Annotated in this window: 20 protein-coding genes; all 20 read right to left on the bottom strand. The window is 35.1% G+C overall.

From position 1 onward, the window contains the following. Positions 1 to 106: 106 nt before the first annotated feature. Positions 107 to 1018, bottom strand: coding sequence for a carboxypeptidase-like regulatory domain-containing protein (locus GMA17_RS15125; RefSeq protein ID WP_248397645.1), 912 nt, complete (start codon positions 1016 to 1018; stop codon positions 107 to 109). Continuing rightward, the gene (locus GMA17_RS15120) at positions 1019 to 1240 is read right to left on the bottom strand and encodes a hypothetical protein (protein WP_248397643.1); all 222 of its coding nucleotides are present in this window, start codon (positions 1238 to 1240) and stop codon (positions 1019 to 1021) included. 12 nt (positions 1241 to 1252) lie between these two features. Beyond that, on the bottom strand, positions 1253 to 1786 hold the full coding sequence (locus GMA17_RS15115; protein ID WP_248397641.1) for a DUF420 domain-containing protein: 534 nt from the start codon (positions 1784 to 1786) through the stop codon (positions 1253 to 1255). Then, a complete protein-coding gene (locus GMA17_RS15110; RefSeq protein ID WP_248397639.1) occupies positions 1786 to 2541 on the bottom strand; it encodes an SCO family protein in 756 nt (251 codons plus the stop codon). Before GMA17_RS15110 ends, GMA17_RS15115 begins: the two co-directional genes overlap by 1 nt. Next, complete coding sequence (locus GMA17_RS15105) at positions 2525 to 3211, bottom strand: hypothetical protein (protein ID WP_248397637.1); 687 nt, start codon at positions 3209 to 3211, stop codon at positions 2525 to 2527. The genes GMA17_RS15110 and GMA17_RS15105 overlap by 17 nt, the downstream gene beginning before the upstream one ends. A gap of 92 nt (positions 3212 to 3303) precedes the next feature. Then, positions 3304 to 3684 carry a cytochrome C oxidase subunit IV family protein gene (locus GMA17_RS15100; RefSeq protein ID WP_248397635.1) on the bottom strand — a complete coding sequence of 127 codons (381 nt, stop codon included), beginning with the start codon at positions 3682 to 3684 and terminating at the stop codon, positions 3304 to 3306. A gap of 20 nt (positions 3685 to 3704) precedes the next feature. Beyond that, the gene (locus tag GMA17_RS15095; RefSeq protein WP_248397633.1) at positions 3705 to 4685 is read right to left on the bottom strand and encodes a cytochrome c oxidase subunit 3; all 981 of its coding nucleotides are present in this window, start codon (positions 4683 to 4685) and stop codon (positions 3705 to 3707) included. 137 nt (positions 4686 to 4822) lie between these two features. Continuing rightward, positions 4823 to 5404 carry a cytochrome c oxidase subunit 3 gene (locus GMA17_RS15090; RefSeq protein ID WP_248397631.1) on the bottom strand — a complete coding sequence of 194 codons (582 nt, stop codon included), beginning with the start codon at positions 5402 to 5404 and terminating at the stop codon, positions 4823 to 4825. A gap of 2 nt (positions 5405 to 5406) precedes the next feature. Next, the gene (gene cyoE, locus GMA17_RS15085; RefSeq protein ID WP_248397629.1) at positions 5407 to 6300 is read right to left on the bottom strand and encodes a heme o synthase; all 894 of its coding nucleotides are present in this window, start codon (positions 6298 to 6300) and stop codon (positions 5407 to 5409) included. Positions 6301 to 6360: 60 nt separating this feature from the next. Next, positions 6361 to 8466, bottom strand: a complete 2106-nt coding sequence (locus GMA17_RS15080) for a gliding motility protein RemB (RefSeq protein ID WP_248397627.1) — start codon at positions 8464 to 8466, stop codon at positions 6361 to 6363. A 113-nt stretch (positions 8467 to 8579) separates the two neighbouring features. Further along, positions 8580 to 9374, bottom strand: a complete 795-nt coding sequence (locus GMA17_RS15075; RefSeq protein WP_248397625.1) for an energy transducer TonB — start codon at positions 9372 to 9374, stop codon at positions 8580 to 8582. Between the two features lie 136 nt (positions 9375 to 9510). Continuing rightward, on the bottom strand, positions 9511 to 10230 hold the full coding sequence (locus GMA17_RS15070; protein ID WP_248397623.1) for an energy transducer TonB: 720 nt from the start codon (positions 10228 to 10230) through the stop codon (positions 9511 to 9513). A gap of 65 nt (positions 10231 to 10295) precedes the next feature. After that, the gene (locus GMA17_RS15065) at positions 10296 to 10694 is read right to left on the bottom strand and encodes a VanZ family protein (RefSeq protein WP_248397621.1); all 399 of its coding nucleotides are present in this window, start codon (positions 10692 to 10694) and stop codon (positions 10296 to 10298) included. Beyond that, a complete protein-coding gene (gene gcvH, locus GMA17_RS15060; RefSeq protein WP_248397619.1) occupies positions 10666 to 11046 on the bottom strand; it encodes a glycine cleavage system protein GcvH in 381 nt (126 codons plus the stop codon). Before gcvH ends, GMA17_RS15065 begins: the two co-directional genes overlap by 29 nt. A 59-nt stretch (positions 11047 to 11105) precedes the next feature. Next, positions 11106 to 18317 carry a cell surface protein SprA gene (sprA, locus tag GMA17_RS15055; protein WP_248397617.1) on the bottom strand — a complete coding sequence of 2404 codons (7212 nt, stop codon included), beginning with the start codon at positions 18315 to 18317 and terminating at the stop codon, positions 11106 to 11108. A gap of 6 nt (positions 18318 to 18323) precedes the next feature. Continuing rightward, a complete protein-coding gene (ruvA, locus tag GMA17_RS15050) occupies positions 18324 to 18905 on the bottom strand; it encodes a Holliday junction branch migration protein RuvA (RefSeq protein ID WP_248397615.1) in 582 nt (193 codons plus the stop codon). A 69-nt stretch (positions 18906 to 18974) separates the two neighbouring features. Then, the gene (locus tag GMA17_RS15045; RefSeq protein ID WP_248397613.1) at positions 18975 to 21266 is read right to left on the bottom strand and encodes an NADP-dependent malic enzyme; all 2292 of its coding nucleotides are present in this window, start codon (positions 21264 to 21266) and stop codon (positions 18975 to 18977) included. Positions 21267 to 21348: 82 nt separating this feature from the next. Then, positions 21349 to 22272 (bottom strand): tRNA epoxyqueuosine(34) reductase QueG, encoded by a 924-nt coding sequence (queG, locus tag GMA17_RS15040; protein ID WP_248397611.1) that lies wholly within the window; start codon positions 22270 to 22272, stop codon positions 21349 to 21351. A 56-nt stretch (positions 22273 to 22328) separates the two neighbouring features. Next, on the bottom strand, positions 22329 to 23663 hold the full coding sequence (locus GMA17_RS15035) for a cytochrome P450 (protein ID WP_248397609.1): 1335 nt from the start codon (positions 23661 to 23663) through the stop codon (positions 22329 to 22331). A 12-nt stretch (positions 23664 to 23675) separates the two neighbouring features. Further along, the gene (gene ruvB / locus GMA17_RS15030) at positions 23676 to 24698 is read right to left on the bottom strand and encodes a Holliday junction branch migration DNA helicase RuvB (protein WP_248397607.1); all 1023 of its coding nucleotides are present in this window, start codon (positions 24696 to 24698) and stop codon (positions 23676 to 23678) included. Positions 24699 to 24790 lie beyond the last annotated feature (92 nt).

Raw genomic sequence — 24790 nt, 5'->3', positions numbered from 1 at the left:
GTAAGACTTATAAAACACAAAAATGTTACAACAAAAGTAAATATATTTTAATCGGAGACTTTTGAAGTGCTGTTAAATTTTTTATAAATAAATGATATCTAGGCTATTATTTCTCCAATTGTACGGTAACTTCAACCAATGGATTTGCATAATAATAACGTGTTTTCCCAAAGGCCTTCCACCTCATTTTGCGCTTTAAATGTGTCCACGATTGTCCACGAAAACTGGAATAGGTTAATGGTTCATCATCATAAGTCATAAGCAAATTAGGTGTTGTAATATACATACTTCCCAATGGTTTTTCCGGATTGGGATTTATGGTTTCAATACTCACAAAAATACCTGATTCTAAAAAAGGAATGAATGTATTCTCAAATTCTAGCGTAATGGTTTGATTTTTATTAAGAGGTTTTACAACATAATCATTAAAGGAAATTGCGGCGCCAGGACCTTTGGTGGATTTATTTATTTCGTAAAATTTAATTCGAAAATAAACAGGATAAACATCATAAATATCAGATTGTGTTTTCTTAAGCTTAAAGCTAACCGAGGTTACTTTCCCTGTTTTTCCAGTATCATTTTTAATAAAAATACTGCGTTCATAACCTATGGGAACGGAGGATTTATATTTGACTTTCTTGCGTTTAACACCTAAAGTTTTTGTTGCCGAATACTTCTTTTTCTTATAGACTAGGAGCACATTATCCAAATCCATATTTGCAACAGATAATAATATATCCAATTGATTTCTATCCTTTAAAAAAGGATGTAAGGCAATCGTTTTAGACTGATAACCCAGCATAGAAATAAATAAGGTATCATTGGGGTGTTTTTTTAAATGGAGTACAAAATTCCCCAAACTATCTGTAGATGTCCCGTATTTTGAATTTAAAACACTCAAATTAGCATACGCAAGTGTTTTTTTTGAAAGGCTGTCTGAAATGGTTCCATACAGAATTTGGGCATTGAGAGTTTGAAAATTAATTAAAACCCAAAAAACACCTAATATGAAACGCATTTAGTTCTTTTTAGATCTATAATTACGGTATATAAGAAAACCGATTCCACCAACTAAAATATAAGGCACAGCCATGAGATACACAATTCCATTGTTGATACCTTCGGCTTGAGCTTGACCTTCTTCACTTTCCAAAACCGCACGACACATGGCACATTGTGCTTCGGCTGGCAATGTGAAAAACAACATTAATATTCCGGTGATAATGAATGCTTTTTTCATGTGATTATATATTTAAGAAACATAATAGGGTGAAATCATAATAAAAACTACCACACCCGAAACGGCCACAAACAACCAAAGTGGAAATGTAATGCGTGCTATTTTTTTATGACGCTCAATATTATTAGTAATAGCACGCACATAGGTTATTAACACAAACGGAATAACGGCAACAGACAAAATGATGTGTAAAATTAAAATAACATAATACACATATTTCATAACGCCATCGCCTCCGTATTTAGTTGAATCGCTCGTCATGTGGTACGCCATATACATTAATAAAAAAGCAACCGAAAGTAAAATAGCAAACTTCATGAGTTTTTCATGCAGTTTAATTTTACCGTTGGTTATGGCCCAAAATGCAGCGACCAAAACAAAGGCAGTTATAGCGTTTGTGGTAGCATAAATTGGAGGCAAAAACATAAGAGGCTCCACATTTGGTATTTTAACCCCAAATAAAACTGCTACTACAAGCGGCACAACAATAGAGAGAACTATAATCCACTTATTATATTTTTGGTTTGTTTTTAAGTTCTGATTCATTATTCTTTCAACAATTTAGCAATATCAGTTTTCAACATGCTTATTTCTTCTTTTTGTCCGTCTTCATCAACCTTTTCCTCCTCACTGATAATACCTGAATAGAAAATTTTTGGATTCCCAAAATCATCCTGTCTAGATCGGATAAAACCATTTTTATCTATTAATGCGAAATTACCAGAATGCTCAAAACCCGCTTCAACGGTTTCATCTTCGCCAACATAAATATTAAAACCTATGTTTGCCAATTCAAAAATAGCATCTTGATCGCCTGTCATTAAATTCCAATTTGGATTGGTAATACCATATTCTTCAGCATACGCTTTAAGTACTTCTGGTGTATCCACTTTAGGCATAATTGTAAAGGATGCCACACCAAAATCTTCAATTCCTTCAAATTTATTTTGAATTTGAACCAAATTCTTATTCATTCTTGGACATATGGTTGGACAAGTAGTAAAAAAGAATTCAACCAAATATACTTTCCCTAAATAATCTTGTTCTGTAATGGTTTCGCCATGTTGATTGGTAAAACTGAAAGCAGGTACCTTTTTAGGTGTTCCATTAATATTTATAAAAACAAGATCTGACGATTCGTCTTTAGAGAAATTCGTTTTAGAAATTGGTTCGCTCCTGGTATCATTTCTTACGGTATCGCCTTTGGTTATACGATCTACTATTCGTGGTACAAACCAAATTCCAAAAATTAGAATTACAAAGGCGATACCAACATAAGAATAATTAGCTTTTTTGCTCATGACTTGTAGGTTTTAATTCGTTAGCGCGACGTGTTTCCGAGTCGAAATTACCTTTACGTTTTTGACGGTATTCAGTAAAAAGAACACGTAAATCTTCGGCACTCATTTTATTTTTTATAACAGCTACTTGAATGCAATTGTAAGCATCTAAACCATAAATAGCTGCATTTTTTCCTTTTTCCTGATCTGTTCTATCATCCAGACGACCACGCTGATGACGCTCGGTATCTATAAGAAACACATTATCTGTAGCTACATTATCTGATAAACTGAAGGATGCTTTTAAGCTATTAAAGGTTTTCTGAATAGCCGCTTCCTCCAAATGAACAAAATGCCAAAACCGTAAATCTTCATAACGTGCTATTTCTCTAAACAATTCCTCTGACTCTGCTTCAGAACCATTTGGAACCAACACAACAATTTGAAATTTTTTGAAGCCTTTAAATTTATCGTAAACTAGCTCCTTAAGATTGGAGGCTGCAATTGCCATATCCAAAGGTTTATTTCCAAAAAAGGCTAATACGGTAATATGATCTTGAAGAACAATGTTTTCTGCATTTGGAGGTAGTTCAGCAACATTTTCGTTAATGATATCCAAAGGGTTATAATTGTCTTCAGAAAGGGAAAGTACCAATACAAACATGACTGGTAGAAAAAATAAAATTCCCAAAATAAGATTCCTTTTTATTTGCTGCTTTCTCATAGTGCAAAAATAAAAAAAGGCGGTTTAAAAACCGCCTTTTGTAGAACATTTAACTTATATTAAAAATCGTGTTTTACAAAGCCATTTGTAAATATACTCTCTACATAACCACCTTCTTGAAGGAGGATGAATAATATATAACATATTAAAAACACACCGGTCCAAACACACATTCTTCTGAATGCTGCTGTTTCATCACGCATGTGCATGAAATCCCAAGTAATATAATAAGCTTTTACTATAGTTAAAATAATAAAAATCCAGTTTAAGAGACTCATGCCTAAAACTTTAGCCATCAACATTTCAGGTTTATAAATACCTAAAACTACCTCTATTGCTGTAACTATGGTCAGTAGTATTAATACTCCCCATATTTTTTGGGTGTTAGATTTAAACTTAACTAACCCTCTAAATATTTCTAATTTATGTGCGTCTGCCATTTTAACTGTATTATCTATAATTAAACAAGGTAGAAGAATGTGAATACAAATACCCATACTAAATCTACGAAGTGCCAATAAAGACCAACTTTCTCAACCATTTCGTAACTTCCTCTACGTTCATACGTACCTAAAATAACATTAAAGAAAATAATGATATTTAATAAAACACCAATAGATACGTGAAATCCGTGGAATCCTGTAATGAAGAAGAAGAAATCACCAAATAACGGTGGGCCGTACTCATTTTGAATTAAGTTAGCACCTTCAACAACATTTTTTCCTTTAGTTTTTAATTCAGTTAATGATTCATTTCTAGATAAGATGATTTTTTTACCATTCTCATCGGAATATGTTGTTTTAACTAATATATTAGGGTTTGCTTCAAAACCGGCAACTACTTCGTTAAAGGTAAAGCTAGGTAAATCTCTTTCACTCGTAAACCAAAGCCCATTTTTTCGCTTATGCTGTTCACGACTAGAAGGTTGTGCAATAGCAAAATCTTTCAATGCAACACGATTACCATCGGTATCTACAAACTGGATGATGTTACCACCATGCGTTCCAACAGCACCGTAATCCCCTTTAATAAACGTTGACCATTCCCAAGCTTGAGAACCCAAGAATATAAGACCTCCAATAACCGTTAAAAACATGTAAAGTGTTACTTTGGCCTTATTCATTTTATGACCCGCATCAACAGCCAAAACCATTGTTACAGAGGACATGATTAAGATAAACGTCATGAACGCTACATAAATCATTGGTAATTCTTGACCATGCAAGAATGGAACGTGGGTAAAAACGTCATCGGCAATTGGCCATGATTGACTAAATTTAAATCTGGAAAATCCGTAGGCTGCTAAAAATCCTGAAAACGTCAAGGCATCTGATACGATAAAGAACCACATCATCATTTTACCATAACTTGCTTTTAGTGGATCGTTTCCGCCACCCCAGGTTTTACCTTCTGTTCCAGTTTTTACAACTGTAGTACTCATATGTCTGGTTTAGTTAATAAAAGTTGCACAAAAATAATCAATTTATCTTTTTAAAGAAACATCCACTCTAAAATTTTGGACTCATTATGAAGATAATAAATAATACGGGTTTTTGGTCACGCTATTACTGGCGTAATTTAACCTACGAAATATAGGAATAAAAATAGATAGACCCAAAGTAAATCTACAAAATGCCAGTATGTTGCGATCAATTCAATACCCAACATTTGGTTGGAAGTATACTTCTGTTTAAAATGATTATAAATTACGACCAACAGGCAGATTAACCCTACAGCTACGTGTAAAATATGCACCACAGCTATCAAATAAATATAACTCATGGTAATATTACTGGTTGGCCCTGTAAAATTATAGCCTAATTCTATAATTTGCTGGAAGCCTACAAATTGATTATAAATAAAAACGATGCCTAAAAAAAATGTGGTTAACAACCAAACAGTTGTCATTTGCTGATTGCTTTGAGACATACTGCGTTTGGCCATCCAAATTGTAATACTACTAATTACAATAACAATAGTACTGATTAAAAACGCTTGAGGCAGTTGAAAATCTGATGCCCAATCGGGCCTTGTACTACTTACAACAAATGCACTAGTCCAACCGGCGAATGACATAATTAATGATAATATACCAAACCAAAGCATCATTTTTTTTGCTCTGCCTTTCTTCTCTTCTAAAGTTCCTTGGGTTAAATCCATGGTTATCTAATAAATTTGTCTACAACGTAGACTATTTGTAATAAGGTTATGTAAAACACACTTGATAACATAAGTTCCTTAGCTGCTTGTACACTCATTTTTTTATAAAGTTGAATAGCATAATACAACATGCCTAATCCTAATATGAAAACAATTACAGCTGCCACTACAGACAATTGTAATTTTCCTGTAAAGCCAAATACCGGGACAATGGACACCAGCAAGGTCCACACCGTGTACATAATGGTTTGTTTGGCTGTACCTTTATCCTGCTTTCCAGTTGGGAGCATGAAAAACCCCCCTTTTTTATAATCGTCAAATAAAAACCACCCAATAGCCCAAAAATGTGGGAACTGCCAAAAAAACTGCACGGCGAATAAGGTCCCTGGTTCAATACCAAAGTCGTTTGTTGCCGCTACCCAACCCAACATAAATGGAATAGCTCCAGGAATAGCTCCAACAAAAACAGATAAAGGCGTTTTTGTTTTTAAAGGTGTGTAAACACAGGTATATAAAAAGATGGAGATGGCTCCAAACATGGCTGTTTGCTGATTGATTGAATACAATATGCCAATTCCTAAAACAGTAAAAAGACAAGCAATTGTAAACGCAACATTTACAGACATACGTCCAGCCGCAACAGGTCTGTTTTTTGTACGATCCATTAAGGCATCCAAATCTTTTTCAATAATTTGATTGAATGCATTTGAAGCACCTACCATAAAGTAACCACCTAAAGCTAATAAAAAAAGTGTTGTAAAGTCCACTGTTTCGGCACCCAAAAGATAACCTGCAATTGAAGAAAATACGACGCTTAATGATAAGCGCATTTTCGTGATTTCTTTAAAATCAGAAAGTATAGAATGTTTAACCGGTAAAGTGGCTTGCTTACTCAAAGTAATGGGTTGCTTTTTACGCGTTTATTGCGAGTGCAAAGATACCTTGAAAAGTTAATTCTACAAATCAAAATACCAATTAAATAAATCCGTTCGAATTCCGATATTAAACCAAACCGTATTACTTTTAAAAGTTGTTGCATTTACGGTATCTGGATTAAAGTTCCTGAAAGTAACATCTGCAAACAACTTTAAATTTGTCGCTGGATTTATTAAATAACCCGCTTGCAAATTAGCAAACATAGTCGTTGACTTGTTTCCTTGTCCTACGGTAACACCATTATCATAAGGTCTTTCGTTATAGTCGCGGTAAATATCACCTCCATAACTAAAGTTATCTACACCATTATTAAAGTCCATACCACGCTCACCCATTACCAGTTTAGCATTTCCAAACCAACGTTTATAATGGTAACGGCCAATTAATACCAATTCGCTAAAATTAGCTCCCCAAAGGTGCGCCATACTTTGATTGTTATGTCCATAGTTTAACACAACCGTATTATGAGAATACGTATAAGGACGCACACGATTATATTCTGCCTGTAACATTAGGTTTTTTACTTTAAAGGCTTCATAATATTTTATTCCTAATTGATAGCCATATTTATTCTTCCAGCTTTTATTTCCACCAGTCATATCGGATAAGGAAAATTCATCTAAAATAAACTGACCATATAGGTTCATATTATCATTAAGCTTGTATTTAGCGGATAATCCCATAACAGCATTTCCAGCATCTTGCCCGGTTTCAAACTCAATGGCACGGTAAAAAATAATAGGGTTTAAATAACTAACATCAAATCCGCGATTATCAGATTTTGCCCAAATAACCGATTCAAAAAAGCCAATATTTAAACGCTTGGTAGCATTCCAACTTAAAAAATGCGTTGCCATATATTTGCTTAAATACGCACCTTCCGGATCAATTACATCTGGTCTTGAATCTTTTAACCACATCCATGTATTGGTGTATTTTATTTTCCAAAACGTGGTATTTAACTTTAAAAACGGATTTGGACTAGCTACATCACTCGTAAATAATGAGCGATAACCATCACCAATGAAGTTTTTACCTTGACCGAATTGAACATTAAAAAAATTCACAGGTGTAAAAGACACATATGCTTCGGCCACGGGATAATCATAAGAGTCTTTTTTAAAACGTTTTGCTATACCTCGTCCAGGGATAATAGCAACTTCATCTGCTGCCTTAATAGATTCGGCATATTGATTATAATATTCTGCAAAACGCCCTTGACTTTCAAAGACAGACGCATAAAAACTAAACTTTTTTCCTAAACCTCCTTGAATGTTTACACCTCGTGTATTATTATAGGTTGAACTGAAATCGGCTTCGGTATCTTTTCCAACTTGAAAATCGAAAATAGGATCTACAGCAAACCAATAGTCCTTTCCTTCCACACGAACTAGACGTTCATTCCAAAGTTTTCGTCCCGCAAATGAGGATTTGTTTTTCGCCAAAGCGTCCTTTTCTGCTTCAAAATCGTAATATTTTGAAACATCTTCATACATATAAGGTTTAGAACTTGTATGACTGTTTGTTCCTACTAAATTAATATTTCTTCCAAAACGCGAATAATATTCATGCGTAAAGGGAATGTTTAATTGACTGGTATATTCCTTATTAGAAAACGGTTTTAAATTGGCGTTTACACTATCATATTCCTGTTTAGCACCACGTTCTAATTCGGCCATTTCTTCATCTTTTGACAAATCTTTGGTAACAACAGTTTGTTGCACCAATGGAATTTTTAAAGCGAAAGAATACTGTCTGAAAGTTGGATTACTATTGTAGGTTGCTGGTTTAATTTTTGGAAACGCATCAAAAACACGTTTGGCTTCATCCTTCAGTTCCGCGTAAATCGCATCTACATAAATAACTCTGAAAGTTCCTTCTTTATCAACTTCGAATAAAATAACCACATCACCCTGATAGTTTTCTTCCGAAACTACATCAGGAACTTTAAAGTTGTTAAATACATTATTAAAAACTTGATTATCAAAGCAGGTTTGAAGCGTATGGATATCTTCCGATTCACAATCTGGAAAAACGGGTGGTTTTTCGTAAAATTTATTTGTTTGTGCAAAAATGCTACATTGAAGTAAAAGAAGCAGAATAATACAGGAGTTCTTTATGTTCATTAAGTATGGATTTATGAGTGTTGAAAGATACTATTTTTTTAATAATACGCCTATAAAAAAGCCGTTATCATAGCTTCTATAATAACGGCATTCCTATACATAAATTATGGCAATTAGTATTCGACTTTAAAAGCAATGGGCAGGGTATAAAGCACATCTACACTTTTATTACCATGTTGTGCTGGTTTCATTTTAGGGAGTTTATTTACAACACGCTGCGCTTCTTCTTCCAAATTTACATGTGGTGCTCGTGTTTGTAAAATTTCTATGTCGCCATTTTTATTAATTTTAAAATTAACATAAATTTTTTGCACTCCTTGAAGGCCAATATTTTGTCCCCTATCTGTATTAAATTGATTTTTTACAAAGTTGCTTACTTTAGCATTTAGGCATGCGCGACGTTGATCGTTGTTTGTTGCCGACTCACATCCAGGGAAAACAGGCACTTTTTCCACTAACATAATATTAATTGGATCTTCAGGAACTTCAACAATATGTACATCACCTGCATCTAAATCCGGTTTTTCGTTAGAGGAATCATGACTTAAAAAAGTGTCAGTAGTTTCGGCTGAAGTGTCCGTATTACTTATCACTTCTAATTCTGGAGAATCTGTTGGTGATTTCTTTTTTTCAACAACGGGTTCCTCTATCGGTTCTTTGTAAACCTGAAAACTATTCATGGAAAATTCAGTGGGTGGTTCATTTACAACCCCCATTTCTGGAAGCGTTCGGTCCACCGTTTGAAAACTCATTTCCAACAAGCCATAGGCAACGAGCAGACAGAGAATTAAACCCACCTGAAAGTAAATGGTTGCGTTTTTTTGTAAATTTACATCATGCTTATGATGTTTTTTTACGGAAGGAACACTTTGCAGAGTGTTGACTTTCTTTTTGTTTAAAAAGTTCATAATACTACAGTTTAGATGCCTGCCTAATGGCAAGCAAGTTAATATTATGTTAAAAAAGCAATAAGCATACCAAAAAAGAAATCCCGTTACTAAAATAGTAACGGGATTTTAATTTTATATAAAAAAGCAGTTTTGCTTAATCTTGAACTTGGAACTTTATTGGTAAATAGTAAGGTACTCTTACCGCTTTTCCACGTTGTTTTCCTGGCTTCATTTTAGGTAACAAACCAATTACACGCATAGCTTCTTTTTCTAAACTTGGGTGTGGTGCTCTTGCTTTTACATCTACAATATCACCATTTTTATCAATTTTAAAGAAAACGCGAATTTGTTGAATTCCGGATAATCCCAATTCTTGCGCTAAATCTGTGTTGAATTTTTTCGCGATGAAATCATTCATCTTTTTATTCATACAGGCTTTTTTAGCTTCATTGTTTCCACTTTCACAACCTGGGAAAACAGGCACATTTTCAATAACTGCAAACGGAACTTCCTCTATTTCCTCTACCTCTTCTACTTCAACCTCTTCAATTTCAACAATTTCTTCTTCTTGACTTGTTTCTGTTGATTCGATTACGGTTTCTTCAACCTCTTCATCATCTTCCACAATCTCAATCACTTCTGGCGCTGCAGGTGGTGGCGGTGGTGGTGGTGGCGTAGCAATGGTTTCAGTAATTGGAACTTCTTCTTCCAACTCTTCTCCCATATCTAAAGTACCGATATCTATCAATTCTTTATCATAGGTTTTATAGTTAATAGCATAGTTTGTTAAAAACAACATTAATGCTAAACCAATGGCAAAGAACAGTGAGCTGTTTCTACCAACGTTTGCTTTCGGATTTTTTTTAGGTTCCATAGTTATCTATTTATTACTGCTTGCTAAAATAACCAATAAATTGGTAATTAAACAAACGATTAATATTATTTAACGTCACTTTTTTTGTAGAAGAGCACTATAGAAGCCGCAATAACGACACCTCCCATATTTGCTGTAACATCATACCAATCAAAAGTACGCGTGTTTGTTAATTCTTTTTGTAACACTTCAATAATTGTACCAAATGCAATACTAGCAGAGGTTACAATGAGTAAAGCTTTAATTTTTGTAAAATTGAAATGGACGGTAAGGGTATAAAACCAAACCAGAGTTAATAGTGCATACGCTCCGAAATGGAAAATCTTATCACTAAATGATGGCACTAAATCCTCAATCTTATCAAAATCTAATGTCAATAAACTTAACGCCAATAGCGAAACGGTATAGCCAATAGAAATTAATAAGGCGTACTTTTTAAGCACCAATAAGTTCTTTATATTCATCTGCAGACATAAGTCCGTCTACATCTGATACGTTAGAACATTTAACTTTAATCATCCAGCCTGCGCCATAAGGATCTGAATTTACCGTTTCTGGAGCATCCTCTAAAGCTTCATTAAACTCAATGATTTCACCAGCTACTGGTAAGAATAAATCAGATACTGTTTTTACAGCTTCCACAGAACCAAAAATCTCATCTGCGTCTAATGTATCGTCTACAGTTTCCACTTCAACATAAACAATATCACCTAATTCGCTTTGTGCAAAATCTGTAATACCTATGGTTACAACATCTCCTTCTAACTTAACCCACTCGTGGTCTTTTGTATATTTTAATTCGGCTGGAATATTCATAATTATTATATTTTTTTACAAATGTATTTATTCGCTTTATATTTTCAAACTAATACGCATTAATTACCAAATGTATATCTTAAAGTAATTCCTGAACGAATAGTAGTCTGTGGGAATGCAGTTGAAATTGCGTATTCGGAAAAAGCATAATCAAAGTAAAAAATTCCAGTTAGATTTTTACTAAACGCATAATCTGTTGAAAATTTTAATGACCAGATGGTCTGACCAGATGTAATTTGGTTATTATCCAAATCTAAATACCTAATAATAGTTTTGTTATCACGTACGGAAACATCTGCTTTCATATTCAAATCGCTAACAATACGTTTTTTCGGTCCTGCTAGTTTTGTTTTAATTCGAACATCTTTAATGCGGTAACCTAATCCTACAATATATTCATTTCCTTGAATTTCTGTCATTAAATTATTATCGAAACTCAATGAAAGAAGTCGGTCTTTTTTCATTTCAAGCAAAATTTTAATTGAGCTTTTCATTTCCATATCAATACGGAATAGCGGGCTAAACATTTCGCTTAAGTTAATATTACTGTATAGTTTTTCGTTCTTGAAATTTCCACTCTGATCCACCGCTGTTGGGTTATCAGCATCGTAATCTAAATTGGAACGGAATTGGTTAATAGTATAATTAGAACGGTAACCATGAACAATAGAAAAACGCTTAAATTTATCTTTAAACCATTTTAAATTCATTAATCCTGTGTACTTAATATCCCAGTTTGGAATTGGCACATCCCTGAAAGCACTCAATGAAACTTTTTCAGCTTTCTGACCGGTATAAGCTGATAAGAAGGATGGTAACAAGACAGCCTGACTGTTTTTACCAAATCCTACCGGATAGCCTTCTGCATCTACTGCATAGCCAGAATTACCGTAAAATTCTTGGGCTAATCTGTTAGCTACTTTTAATCGGTTGGACCTGAACTCATTGAATGTTTGCGATTGGGTTTCATCACTTGCAGTGAATGCTGTTTTTATTAATACAGTAGAAATATTAAAGTTTCCAAAGGCATTTGGCGTTAAGGATTCATACTCTAATTCGCTCCCTAAATCATTCACACGGTAATTTTCAGTATAGTTTTCCGAGTACATTCTGTTACCCACAATATCAATTTTCAGGTCATTGAAAGGTTCAATATTTGCAGAAAAATCCAATTGACGTGTTTTATTTACACGATACTGATCATTAAAATCAGGATATAAGGTTAACCAACCACGTCTTGCTGCCATATTTCTAACATCATTTTGACTACCAAATGTAAAGCCAGCTGTTGGTTTTAAAGTACCAATAAATCCTGGAGTTTGTAAATATCCTGGTAAATATGTACCACTAGTTTCGGCGTAATTAAACTGAATACGTTTAACTGCTGTAACAATGCCAATTCCTGTATTTAAAAGTTTGGTTCCCGTATTGTTTTTAGATACTTTTTTAGCATCTGCTACTGGGCCATCTTTTGCTAGACTCTCTTGGCCTGGAGGTGTTGGCGTTCTTTTTACATCACGACTGTTAGCGGCCGTTTTACGAATAGTTTTCTTTTTCAACCCAACATAATTATACAATTTGTTCATATTGAACGTTGTGTTTAGATTGTGCTGATTGGCATTGGAAATGGTATTTCCTAAATCGTAGGTTATACCGTCCACTTCCAAATCGCCAAATAAATCTGATCCTTTTTGCCATTGGAATTCGCCACTATAGGAATAGGTGGCATCAATAAACGCAAAGGTTGGAATTTTGTTTATTGGTATTTCATAATTAATACCTAATTGTTGATACTGTGTGTTTGGATCTCCCACATCAAAGAAACCATCCCAAACATCTAAACTTGGATCTTGTTCTCCATTACGAATATTGTTTTTGAAATAATTCCGAACAATATTCACGTTAGACGCCGTGAAATTCATAGTTAAGGACTTGGTTAAATTGTAGTTTACGGTGTAACCAAAATCAAAAGTATAATTACGTCTGTACAATTCTTGAAGACCAATATTTCCACCTCCTAAATCTATCTCTCTAAACTTCTGTTTGTTAAACTGCCTATTAATATTAGAATTTACCGTAAAACTTGCAGGTACAGGATTAATATTAAAGTCTTTTAAGATTTTCCAATATTTACCCATAAATAAGGAATCATTCTTTTTGAAAGGCTCTATACTTAATGGCGCAAAATTATAGGCGTAATTAACACCTGTTCTTACATTTTTATCAACCGCACTTTCAATTTCAAAATCGCGATGTTCTACTTTATTGAAGGAGTAATTAACGGTAAAGTTTTCCACATCATAAAAACGAGGTGCAGATTCCCCGGTTCTAATTTTACGAACTCCGATGAAATTAATACTCTTTCGTTTGGTGAAATTTTCGTTGACATTTAAAATAGAATCTTGATCTACATTATTATCCAGTTGCGTTTGCAATTCTATATCCCGATAAAATTCATCATACTTTGGAGTAATGCGTTCTTCACCAACACCATAATTAAATGGTATTTGAATACCCCATTTTTCAGGCAGTAACTGACCAACATTAACATTGGTTACTATATCGTACTGCTGAACATCTTCACGACTCCGTTCTTGAGGGCCTTGTTCTATACTTCCAAACCCTGATGTACTTTTACGTCCAGTTGCACTAACACTAGCAAAATCTGCTATATTAGAATCCATACTTAAAACGGCTGCCCAACCACCTTCGCTATCCATATCTGATAAACGCAATTCGTTAAGCCAAACAACGGCACATTTGTTAAGTGCAGATCTGTTTTTAACACCAACCATTAAAGTTCGGATATCGCCAAAATTTGGATTACCAACAATAGCGATACGATGATAATTATCGGCATCGCCAATTCCAACAGGCAATGGATCGTACTGATTGACAGCTGCGGCACTTAATTGTTCTCCAATAACCTCATAATAGGTTGGATTTAGACTGCTAATATTTCCAGCTGCTATGGATTTTGATTTTATATCTTGAAGTAATTCTAATGGTAAATTTATTTGATTGGCTTCTGGCCAAAGGGCTTCTCTTGAAAAGCCTTGTGAGACTTTAAGAGGCACCATGATTTCATAATAGTTTTGAGTTAAATCATTACCCATTCTAATAAAACCAAATAAATCATCATCATTTAATCCTGGCTGATCACCTTCCTCTGCGTGCATGTACATACGTAACCGTTTGTACTGACGCATATCCACATTTATATTTTTAAATACAGCACGTCCATCTTCAGATTCCAACCCACAAACATCTAATAATAAAGATTGTTCATTCTGTCTAACTACTGTATTATTATTAAAAAGCTCTTCTGGATCTACACCTGGAGGCGACTGGTAACTACCATCATTTTTTAACGTACTAACAACTCCTACTGAAAATTCGGTGTTATCTAAAGAGGGATCACCTTCATCGGTATCTAATGTTTGTGAATAACGACGCCATTCGCTACGCACTAAATCTAATGTTCCAAAACGTAATACTGTTTTCTCGGTAAATTCTTTTAAAAACATTCTAGCAAAACGAATGGAACGTAAATCGGAAATTCCTCCTATTGCTGTTCTATCAATATCATCAACCGGGATTCTAAATTGATACCACTTTGGCACCACCGTTTGTCCGTTTGGTAGACTTCTAATTTGATTTTCTTTAATATCAACAATGTATGGATTGTTAATATTTAAATCGCCTGGCTTAATATCCAATTCATACTCATAATAACTATCTATGGTATTCATGGTATTATCTCGGTTTACATCTTCAACATCTGGTTGGGTTGTAGAACCACGATTGGTATCGGAAAACGTGTCTGGTGAGTTACCATCTACACCATTATAATTTTTATAGCGTTGAAAAATATCACCATCTACGTTTAAAAAGTAGGAATAATTGTCATTTGCTGGATCCGGTAAGGCCGAATAATCTGTAAAAACTGCGCGTTCATCATCATCACTCAAACCATCATAACCAACATCTTGATTAGTACGTTCGTCTCCAGTTGTATCAAAGGCATAAATTAAGGACTGATTTTGCGGATAAACCGTATTCCAAGAAGGCGATTGCGGTAAAACGCCAATAACGTTCCCGTCAATTGGTAAGCCATTTTCATATAATTTACGACCGTCTTTAACAACGTCTTCAGAGATATTACCTAAATTAAATACCAATTTACCTCCTGGATTAGTCGTATTTTCTTGAAATGGATCTTGTAACCAAAATTCAATATACTCAACGTTTGCTTGTTCAAAATCTGTAGAGGTTAATCCTCTTGTAATCCCTGCCCAACTGTCTTGCGGATTGGTTAAAGTGCCATTTGGAATATCAACATTGTTTGTCTGGAAATTATAAGGACCACGTTCTGTTGGATAGTATGCTAAATCCAAAGTATAAAGAACGGTTGTTTGACCTTGCGCGATATCTTGGGCTGGAAACAATTCATTTATAAATACGCGACTGGTAAATAAATCAGAAATATCATCATCTGTAATCCCATCTGGACTTCTGTTGCTATAGAAAATAGGATCAATAGTATACCAGTTTAGCATGGCACGATCAAAACCTTGAGCAATACCGTTTTGGTCATCGTTGTTACCGTTTATACCACGAGGTCTACTAGATAGAAACCACGATTGTGGTGATTTTAAATCGATGTTATTTTGCGATCCTTCAAAATCATCCACGTACGAAGTGGCTTCACCTTGAAAATCAGTGCCTTTTGGAGAACCTGGTGCTAAATAAGCAAACTCACCACGAACCGATACGTTGGACATAACATCTGTATCAATATTTGGAAGCTTATTTACTAAACGGGTTAAAAATGGCACTTCAGTAGAGTAGTTTCCATTAAATCCGAAAATATGATTATTAATAGGCTCTTGACTGTAATTTGCCTTTTGCGTAATAGGTCGTTCGTTTAAGTGCAACCAGGTACCACCAATAACAAAGTTTTCATTAAACTTATGTTCCACATTTACACCCGTAAAACGTTTTGTTTGCTGGCCAAAAACCGCATTGTTTTCCGTTGAAACTTGAATAGGTGTATTGGACGCTTTTAAGGCTTCATCTAAAATTTGAACCGTTCCTGCACCATAGTTTACGGTATAATCTACACCTTCCACTAACGTTCTACCACCTGCCGTAACGGTAACCGAACCACGAGGCACATTAAATGCTCCAATTGGAATGCCATCACCACCTTCAGATTTGTAACGTCCTTTTAATAAAAACTTGTTCTTATCAGCTTCTTCTAAAGCTGCTGCCTTGGTTTGCTTATATAGTACATCATAAACATATTTCGCCTGGTTAGCATTATAGGTTAAATCATTATTATAATCTTCTGCATTGGATAATGATAAGGTGTTAAATAAATATTCACCAAATGGCTCTACTTTTGTAAAAACAATTTTACCATTTTGTGGTAAAACGGTAATTCCCGGTACAAAATCGAAAAATCCGTCACCATTAGTTTGCGGATCATTATTAAAGTTTAAGCGGTCTAAATTAAATAATCGTAATAACGTGGTTTCCTGAATAGGATTCCCTTCAAAACCTGGAAATGGTGTTCCAGCAACAGGGGAAATAAAATTTAATGGTGAAGCTTCACTATAAAAAATATTCAATTTAAAATCCTCTTGACTCAATTGATACGCGCCTGTATCATAAATATTTTTCATCATTAAGTCCCAAATAGGCTGTTGCACATTTGTAATTGGACTTTTTAATAATTTTAAAACTAACGTACTATTTGTAACCGTTGTAATAGGCCCAGAATTATCAATTCCGGTTGGATCTACACCTCCATTGGCAAATTCACCAACTTGATATACTTGTCCGCCAACGGTATATTGGAAGGCTACAGCTACAACTTCGTCATTATTTAAGCGTTGATTTAAGGAAATATAACCTAATTGCGTATCAACAGTATATTCTTGACCTTCCGTTAACTTTCTGGCATTTTCTAATTTCGCATAATCAGAACCTTCATTAACAGCACTTGAAAGACTTCCAAAACCTTGTTGAGCGGTTGCAATGTCGCGAATATTATCATTTAAAACAGACCCCGAACCAATGGCTGTAGGATCATAATCGTTATTTCCGTTATCAGGAAATGCATTAGGTCCTGCATTTAAAAATCCGGGAGGAATAGGGTTTAATAAAATATCATTAGCGGCTGGATTTGGATTTGATTCCCCTAAATCCTGAAGTGCGACAATATTTCGAACATTTTCCGTTCGATTGGTTCTATTGGTAACCCAAACTTCAATACGGGTAATTTGAACATTGGTATTAATAAACGGATAATTAGCTAAAGCGTCATCGTATTTATCTCTAAAGTAGTGCGCTAAAAAGAAGTGACGGTTTTCATCATAATCGCGCGCAAAGAAATCAAATTCTTCTAGCGTTCCACCTCCTTGAGCAACTACGGTTCGCCTGTCTGAACGTTGTTCAGAGAACACACCAGTAATGGTTGTTCTTCCAAATTGTAATTGTGTTTTAACACCAAATAAACTTTGTGCTCCTGTAATTAAGGAACTATTTAGTGGCATACTAACATTACCAACTTCTATTTTCTGAATAATATCATCCTCAGTTGGTGTGTATTCTAATTTGATTAAATTTTGAAAATCGAAGGTGGATTCGGTATCATAATTAGCTGTTACTTGCAACCTTGTTCCTACTTTACCGAGTAAACTTAAGCTGATACGCTGATCAAAATCAAATGTGAAACTACTTCTATTTCTGGGTGAAAAGGCTGGATTATCTTGTTTGGTAAATAAAACACCTAAATCCATTTCTACCGAACCCTGTGGAATAACCTCAATAGTATTACTTCCAAAAATAGTTTCGAAAAAACCGGAATTGATATAAAATTCAGGTAATAAATTTTTCTGTTCTTCCTCGCTACCTTCTTTGACACCATCAAAAGCATCAATTTTTTGTTTGTAATACGATTGTAAACTTTGCCTTACTATTAAATCCTGATACTCTTCTGGTGTTAAAATTATGGGATAGTTAATATTGAATTCGCCTACTGTTTCTGTATAAATATAACGATCCGTTATGGGATCATATTTATATTTAGACTCAATACTCGACGGATTTGGCATTTGCATATTGCCAAAATTAAACCCGGTTTGTGTTGAATCTTGTTCTACAGGTTCTGTTTGCGACCAGGCTAATACGGAACACAAAAGCGCACTGGCAACAAGTACGTAATTTTTTAAGGATTTATATAAATTAGGGTTGGTTGTATTCAAAATCTATTATAAATTTTTTAGCGCTTGCTTAATAATGGTTTCGACATTTGCTTGTGGCTCTTGACTTAAAAACTTGTCTATAACGCGTTCGGACTGTTTCTTGGTAAAACCCAAAACTTCTAAAGCAGATAACGCTTCATCTTTATTTGTATTGCTTTGTGCTGTTGAATTTTCATCAATATCATAGACTTTCAAAATTTTATCTTTCAAATCTAAAATAACACGTTGAGCCGTCTTGGCTCCAATACCTTTTATAGATTGTATTAATGCTACATCACCAACTGCAATTCCTTCGCGAACTTGCACAGGTGTTAAAGAAGACAACATAGTACGCGCGGTACTGGCACCAATACCACTAACTGATAAAAGCATGCGGAATATTTCACGTTCAGCGAGTGATGAAAAGCCAAACAAGGTATGCGAATCCTCCTTAACTTGAAGATGCGTATACAGCTTAAGATTTTCACCCTCTGGTATTTGCGAAAAAGTATGCAGTGATATATTTAAATGATAGCCAACACCATTGCAGTCTATTACAACGTCTGTTGGCCTTTTTTCAACAAGTCTTCCTTGAATATGTGTAATCATTAATTAACATTCTATTAACTCTCAAATGTAATAAAATTATTTTCAAAACAAAGGTGTTTACTAACCGAATCACCCATTTTGTGCTTCTGCTAATTTTTCTTTTTGCTGTGCATCAATAACGGCAATGGCTGTCATGTTCACAATTTCGTCTACACTAGCATCTAATTGTAGAATATGAACGGGTTTACGCATACCCATCATTATTGGCCCAATGGAGTCTGCTTGGTTCAATTCTTTCAATAGCTTATAGGTAATATTTCCAGATTCTAAATTTGGAAAAATAAGGGTATTTACTTTTTTCCCTGCTAGTTTTGAAAATGGGAAGGTGTCTTGAAGCATTTCACTATTTAATGCGAAATCGGCTTGCAATTCACCATCTACCAATAAATTAGGATGTCTTTTGTGTAAATATGCTACGGCTTCACCAACTTTGGTTGCCGTTTGATTTTTTGATGAACCAAAATTTGAATATGAAATCATGGCCATTACAGGTTCCATACCAAACATTTTAACGACACCTGCTGTCATTTGGGCTATTTTAGTTAAATCGCTAGCCGATGGATTGATGTTAATAGCCGTATCACTTAAGAATAGCGGTCCTCGTTGTGTCATCATTACATTTGTTGTTGCCACTCGTGTAGAACCTGGTGCCAAACCAATTAATTCTAACATAGGTTTTACAACGGACGGATAACTTCTTGAAAATCCAGAAATTAACGCATCAGCATCACCTTCATTGACCATCATAGCAGCAAAATAGTTACGCTCACGCATCATTTTCTCGGCTGAATACAACGTAACACCCTTACGTTTGCGTTGTTGCCAATATACTTTTGCATAGGCTTTTAAGCGCTCCTCTTCTTCATCAGATTTCGGATCGATAATAGGCACATCGGCATCGAATTCAATTTCTTCTTTTAGTTTTTCAATTACGGAACGTCTTCCTAATAAAATAGGCATGGCAATTCCTTCGTCATGTGCTATTTGAGCCGCTTTCAAAACATCTAAATGATCGGCTTCCGCATACACCACACGTTTCGGGTTTAATTTAGCGCGATTTAAAAGTAATCGTACAATTTTATTATCCGAACCAGAACGTTCTAAAAGGTCATTTTCGTATTTATCCCAATCGGTAATTGGGTTTTTAGCCACACCACTTTCTATAGCTGCTTTGGCTACTGCTGGTGGTACTTGAGAAATTAATCGTGGATCAAAAGGTTTTGGAATAATATAATCGCGGCCAAATGTTAGTCGTGTTTCACCATAAGCAATATTCACCTGCTCTGGAACAGGTTCTTTAGCTAAATTGGCCAATGCTATAACAGCCGCCATTTTCATTTCTTCGTTGATTTTAGTAGCCCGAACATCTAACGCGCCTCTAAAAATAAATGGAAATCCAAGCACATTGTTCACCTGATTAGGATGATCACTTCTACCAGTTGCCATGATAATATCTTTACGCGTAGCAATGGCTATATCGTATTGTATTTCTGGATCTGGATTTGCCATGGCAAAAACAATAGGATTGTCTGCCATAGATAACAGCATATCTGGTGAAACAATATCTGAAGTAGAAAGTCCGATAAATACATCGGCATTGTTCATAGCTTCTTCAATCGTGTCTATTTTTCTATGGGTTGCAAACTCTGCTTTTTCAGGTGTTAAGGTTTCACGATCTTTGCGAATAACACCTTTACTATCCAGCATAACCATGTTTTCACGTGATGCTCCAAATGCTTGGTATAATCGTGAGCAAGAAATAGCAGCTGCACCAGCGCCACTAATAACTATCTGAACATCTTTTATGTTTTTTTCAGCAAGTTCTAGAGCATTCAATAAAGCGGCAGCTGAAATAATTGCCGTTCCATGTTGATCGTCATGCATGACTGGAATGTCCAATTCGGCTTTTAGTCTGCGTTCTATTTCAAAGGCTTCAGGCGCTTTAATATCTTCTAAATTGATACCACCAAAAGTGGGTGCAATCATTTTCACGGTTTGAATGAATGTTTCAACATCTTCGGTATCCACTTCAATATCAAACACATCAATATCGGCAAATATCTTAAAGAGGAGACCTTTACCTTCCATTACGGGCTTGGACGCTTCCGGACCAATATTTCCAAGTCCTAAAACGGCTGTTCCATTGGAAATTACCGCTACCAAATTTCCTTTGGTGGTATATTTATAAACGTTATCTATATCTTTTGCAATTTCCAAACAAGGCTCTGCAACTCCCGGTGAATAGGCTAATGATAAATCCCGCTGACTGGCGTATTTTTTTGTTGGTACGACTTTTATTTTACCAGGTGTTGGTTTGGCATGATATACTAAGGCTTCTCTTCTTCTGCTTTGCTTACTCATATATAAATATTTTATCGGACTTACAAAGGTACAAGTTTAGGAATAAAAGAAGTATAAAAAAGATGGAGACTTTAATGGCGTTCTAATCCTTTAAAAAATCAATATTTCGGGTAAGTCCTGAAAATTTGGTTCGCTTTACAGCCGATTTTTGAAATACTTTACGGAACGTGTCCTCGGTAATTTCTTCCCAATCTTTTTTGGTCATATCCAATAATTCAGGGTGTGGATTGAAAAGCGGCTCGCTATGTGCTTTTGAAAACCGATTCCATGGACAAACGTCTTGGCAAATATCGCAACCAAACATCCAGTCGTTAAACTGACCTTTAAATTCGGTTGGAATATTTTCTTTTAATTCAATGGTAAAATAGGAAATACATTTACTGCCATCTACCACATAGGGTTCTGTAATAGCTTGGGTTGGACAGGCATCTATGCATTTGGTGCAGTTACCGCAATGATCCGTGGTAACGGTATCATATTCCAATTCTAAATCGATAATAAGTTCAGCTATAAAATAAAAAGAACCCACTTGCTGCGTTAATAAATTGGAGTGTTTACCAATCCATCCCAAACCGGATTTTGCGGCCCAAGCTTTATCTAAAACTGGCGCCGAATCTACAAAAGCGCGACCACCAACTTCCCCGATTTCTTCTTGAATAGTGTGTAAAAGCGTTTTTAATTTATCTTTTATAATGAAATGGTAATCGGTTCCGTAAGCATATTTAGACAATTTGTAGGTGTCCTCTTTTTGGGTTCCCGACGGATAGTAATTTAACAATAAAGAAACCACACTTTTAGAGCCTTCCACAAGTTTGGTTGGATCTAGACGCTTATCAAAATGATTTTCCATGTAGGACATTTCGCCATTCATGTTTTTGTTCAGCCAAGTTTCCAAACGTGGAGCTTCTGTTTCCAAAAAACCAGCTTGACTGATGCCACAAGACAAAAACCCAAGACGTTTGGCTTCCGTTTTTATAATCTGACTGTATTTGGATGTATTGGTCACTTACCGGTTTTAGCTTTATGATTAGTTAGCTTTAAGCTTAAAAATTTTGATTTTAGTTATGAACGTCTTTCAAATGTAAGCAAAGCGTTTTTAGGTTTTAGCGTGATTAATGGTGTAATATCAATCGTATCAAATTGCGGATGAATTTTATACATAGCTGTTAATTCTGAAATGGCAATAATCATTTCAAACATAGCAAAATTGTTTCCAATACATTTTCGTGGTCCTGCTCCAAAAGGGAAATATTGCGATGAGAATTTCCGACTTCCTTCACTAAAACGTTCGGGATTAAAATGGTTTGGTTGTTCCCATAAATCGGGATGACGATGCATTTCATAAACCGAAAACAACAAATTAGACCCTGCTTCAAAGTCTAATTCATTAAAACTATCTGCTTCTATATTTACGCGATCTATAAAATAAACCGGTGGATACAAACGCATGGCTTCTTCAACAACTTGCTGACAGATTTTAGATTGCGTAACCAAATTCATTAAGTCGCTGCTTTGTTCTTGTATTTCTACCCGTTCGTTATAAATTTGTTCTTGCCATTCTGGATGTAATGCGAGCAATTGTGTTGTAAATGTGAGCGCATTGGAGGTGGTTTCATGTCCGGCTGTAAATAAAATTAAAATTTCATCAATCAACTGTTCTTCTTCCATGGAATTCCCATCATCATATTTGGCATCCAAAAGCATATCCAACAAATCGTTTTCTTTTACTTGTGATTCGCGACGTTCGGCAACAATTCGCTTTAAAATTTGGCGTGCTTCGTCCGTTAATTTTAGGTGCTTTTCAATTTCTCCACTCCATGTAAACCACCAACCTAAATACGGTTGACGTAATTCTTTAACCAGCATTTTTTGAGCAGCTTCCGTGATATATTGTAAGCGATTAATATCATCTTGATTGGCGGCACTACTGAATAGTGATTTTACAACGGTTTGAAATGCTAAATCATTTAAAATGGGAAACACATCCATAACCTGATTTGGTTCAATCTTTCTATATTCCGAAAGAATGGCGTTTTTTATACTATCTAAAAGCGATTGTAATTGCTTCTTATGAAAAGCAGGCTGAATAAGTTTTCGTTGTTTTTTCCAATGTTCACCTTCAGCTGTCAACAAACCTTTGCCAACATATTTGACTAAATCTTCGGTTTGGATTTTAGATTTTTTATAATTCTTTTGATTGGTTTGCAACACATATTCAGCAAAGGCAGCATTGCGAACAAAAACAACGCTATTTGAAAAGCCAATTTTTAATCGGAAAACATCGCCTTGTTCGGTAAAATTCTTATGATGAAAAGGTAGGGGGTTTTTGAGAATCTCCAGAGAATTACCAATGAATTTACTTAATGGAACCGTCGGTATTTGCTTTTTAGATTTCAAAATTAAGAATTATTAGAATAGTCCGCCTTGAGTAGGCCCTTTTACCCGTCCTAAATGTTTATAGGCTTGTTCCGTAACTTCACGACCACGCGGTGTCCGCATGATGAAGCCTTGTTGAATTAAAAAGGGTTCATATACTTCTTCAATTGTTTCAGCACTTTCACTAACGGCTGTTGCTAATGTTGTAATTCCAACAGGACCACCTTTAAACTTATCAATTATGGTTGTTAAGATTTTATTGTCCATTTCGTCTAAACCATGCGCATCTACATGTAAAGCTTCCAAAGCGAAACGCGCAATATTAATATCAATATTACCATTTCCTTTAATTTGCGCAAAGTCACGAACACGACGCAGTAATGCGTTAGCAATACGCGGTGTTCCACGGCTTCTTCCGGCTATTTCAACAGCAGCTTCCATAGAAATGGGAACGTTTAAAATAGAAGCACTTCTTTGCACGATGGTCGTTAATAATTCCGTGTTATAATACTGTAAACGACTTTGGATTCCAAAACGCGCACGCATTGGCGCTGTTAATAATCCGGAACGTGTTGTAGCACCAATTAAGGTAAAGGGGTTTAGATTTATCTGAACAGTTCTAGCATTTGGTCCAGACTCAATCATAATATCGATTTTATAGTCTTCCATAGCCGAATACAAGTATTCCTCCACAATAGGACTTAACCGATGGATTTCATCAATAAATAGCACATCGCGTTCATCTAGGTTGGTAAGTAGTCCAGCTAAATCGCCTGGTTTATCTAAAACAGGTCCTGATGTAACTTTAATACTCACGCCTAATTCGCTAGCCAAAATATGGGCTAAAGTAGTTTTTCCTAATCCTGGAGGTCCGTGAAATAAGGTATGGTCCAAAGCTTCTTCCCGACCGTTAGCGGCTTGAACAAATATTTGAAGATTTTCCAATACTTGATCTTGACCTGTAAAGTCATCAAATGATAACGGTCTTAACTTTTTCTCGACGTCATTTTCTTCCGGTGAAAAATTTTCGTTTGTAGGATCTAGGTTTTCGTTCATGTTCAGTTCCCATGAAAAGGGGAATCGTATTTATTAATCAAAATTAAAACTTCATAAACAAATATACGAAGTGTACAATACATTTATATCAA

The sequence above is a fragment of the Bizionia sp. M204 genome (assembly GCF_023205095.1).
In the GTDB taxonomy this organism is placed as follows: Bacteria; Bacteroidota; Bacteroidia; order Flavobacteriales; family Flavobacteriaceae; genus Algorimicrobium; species Algorimicrobium hallyeonense.
This window is presented reverse-complemented; position numbering and strand designations above follow the sequence as displayed.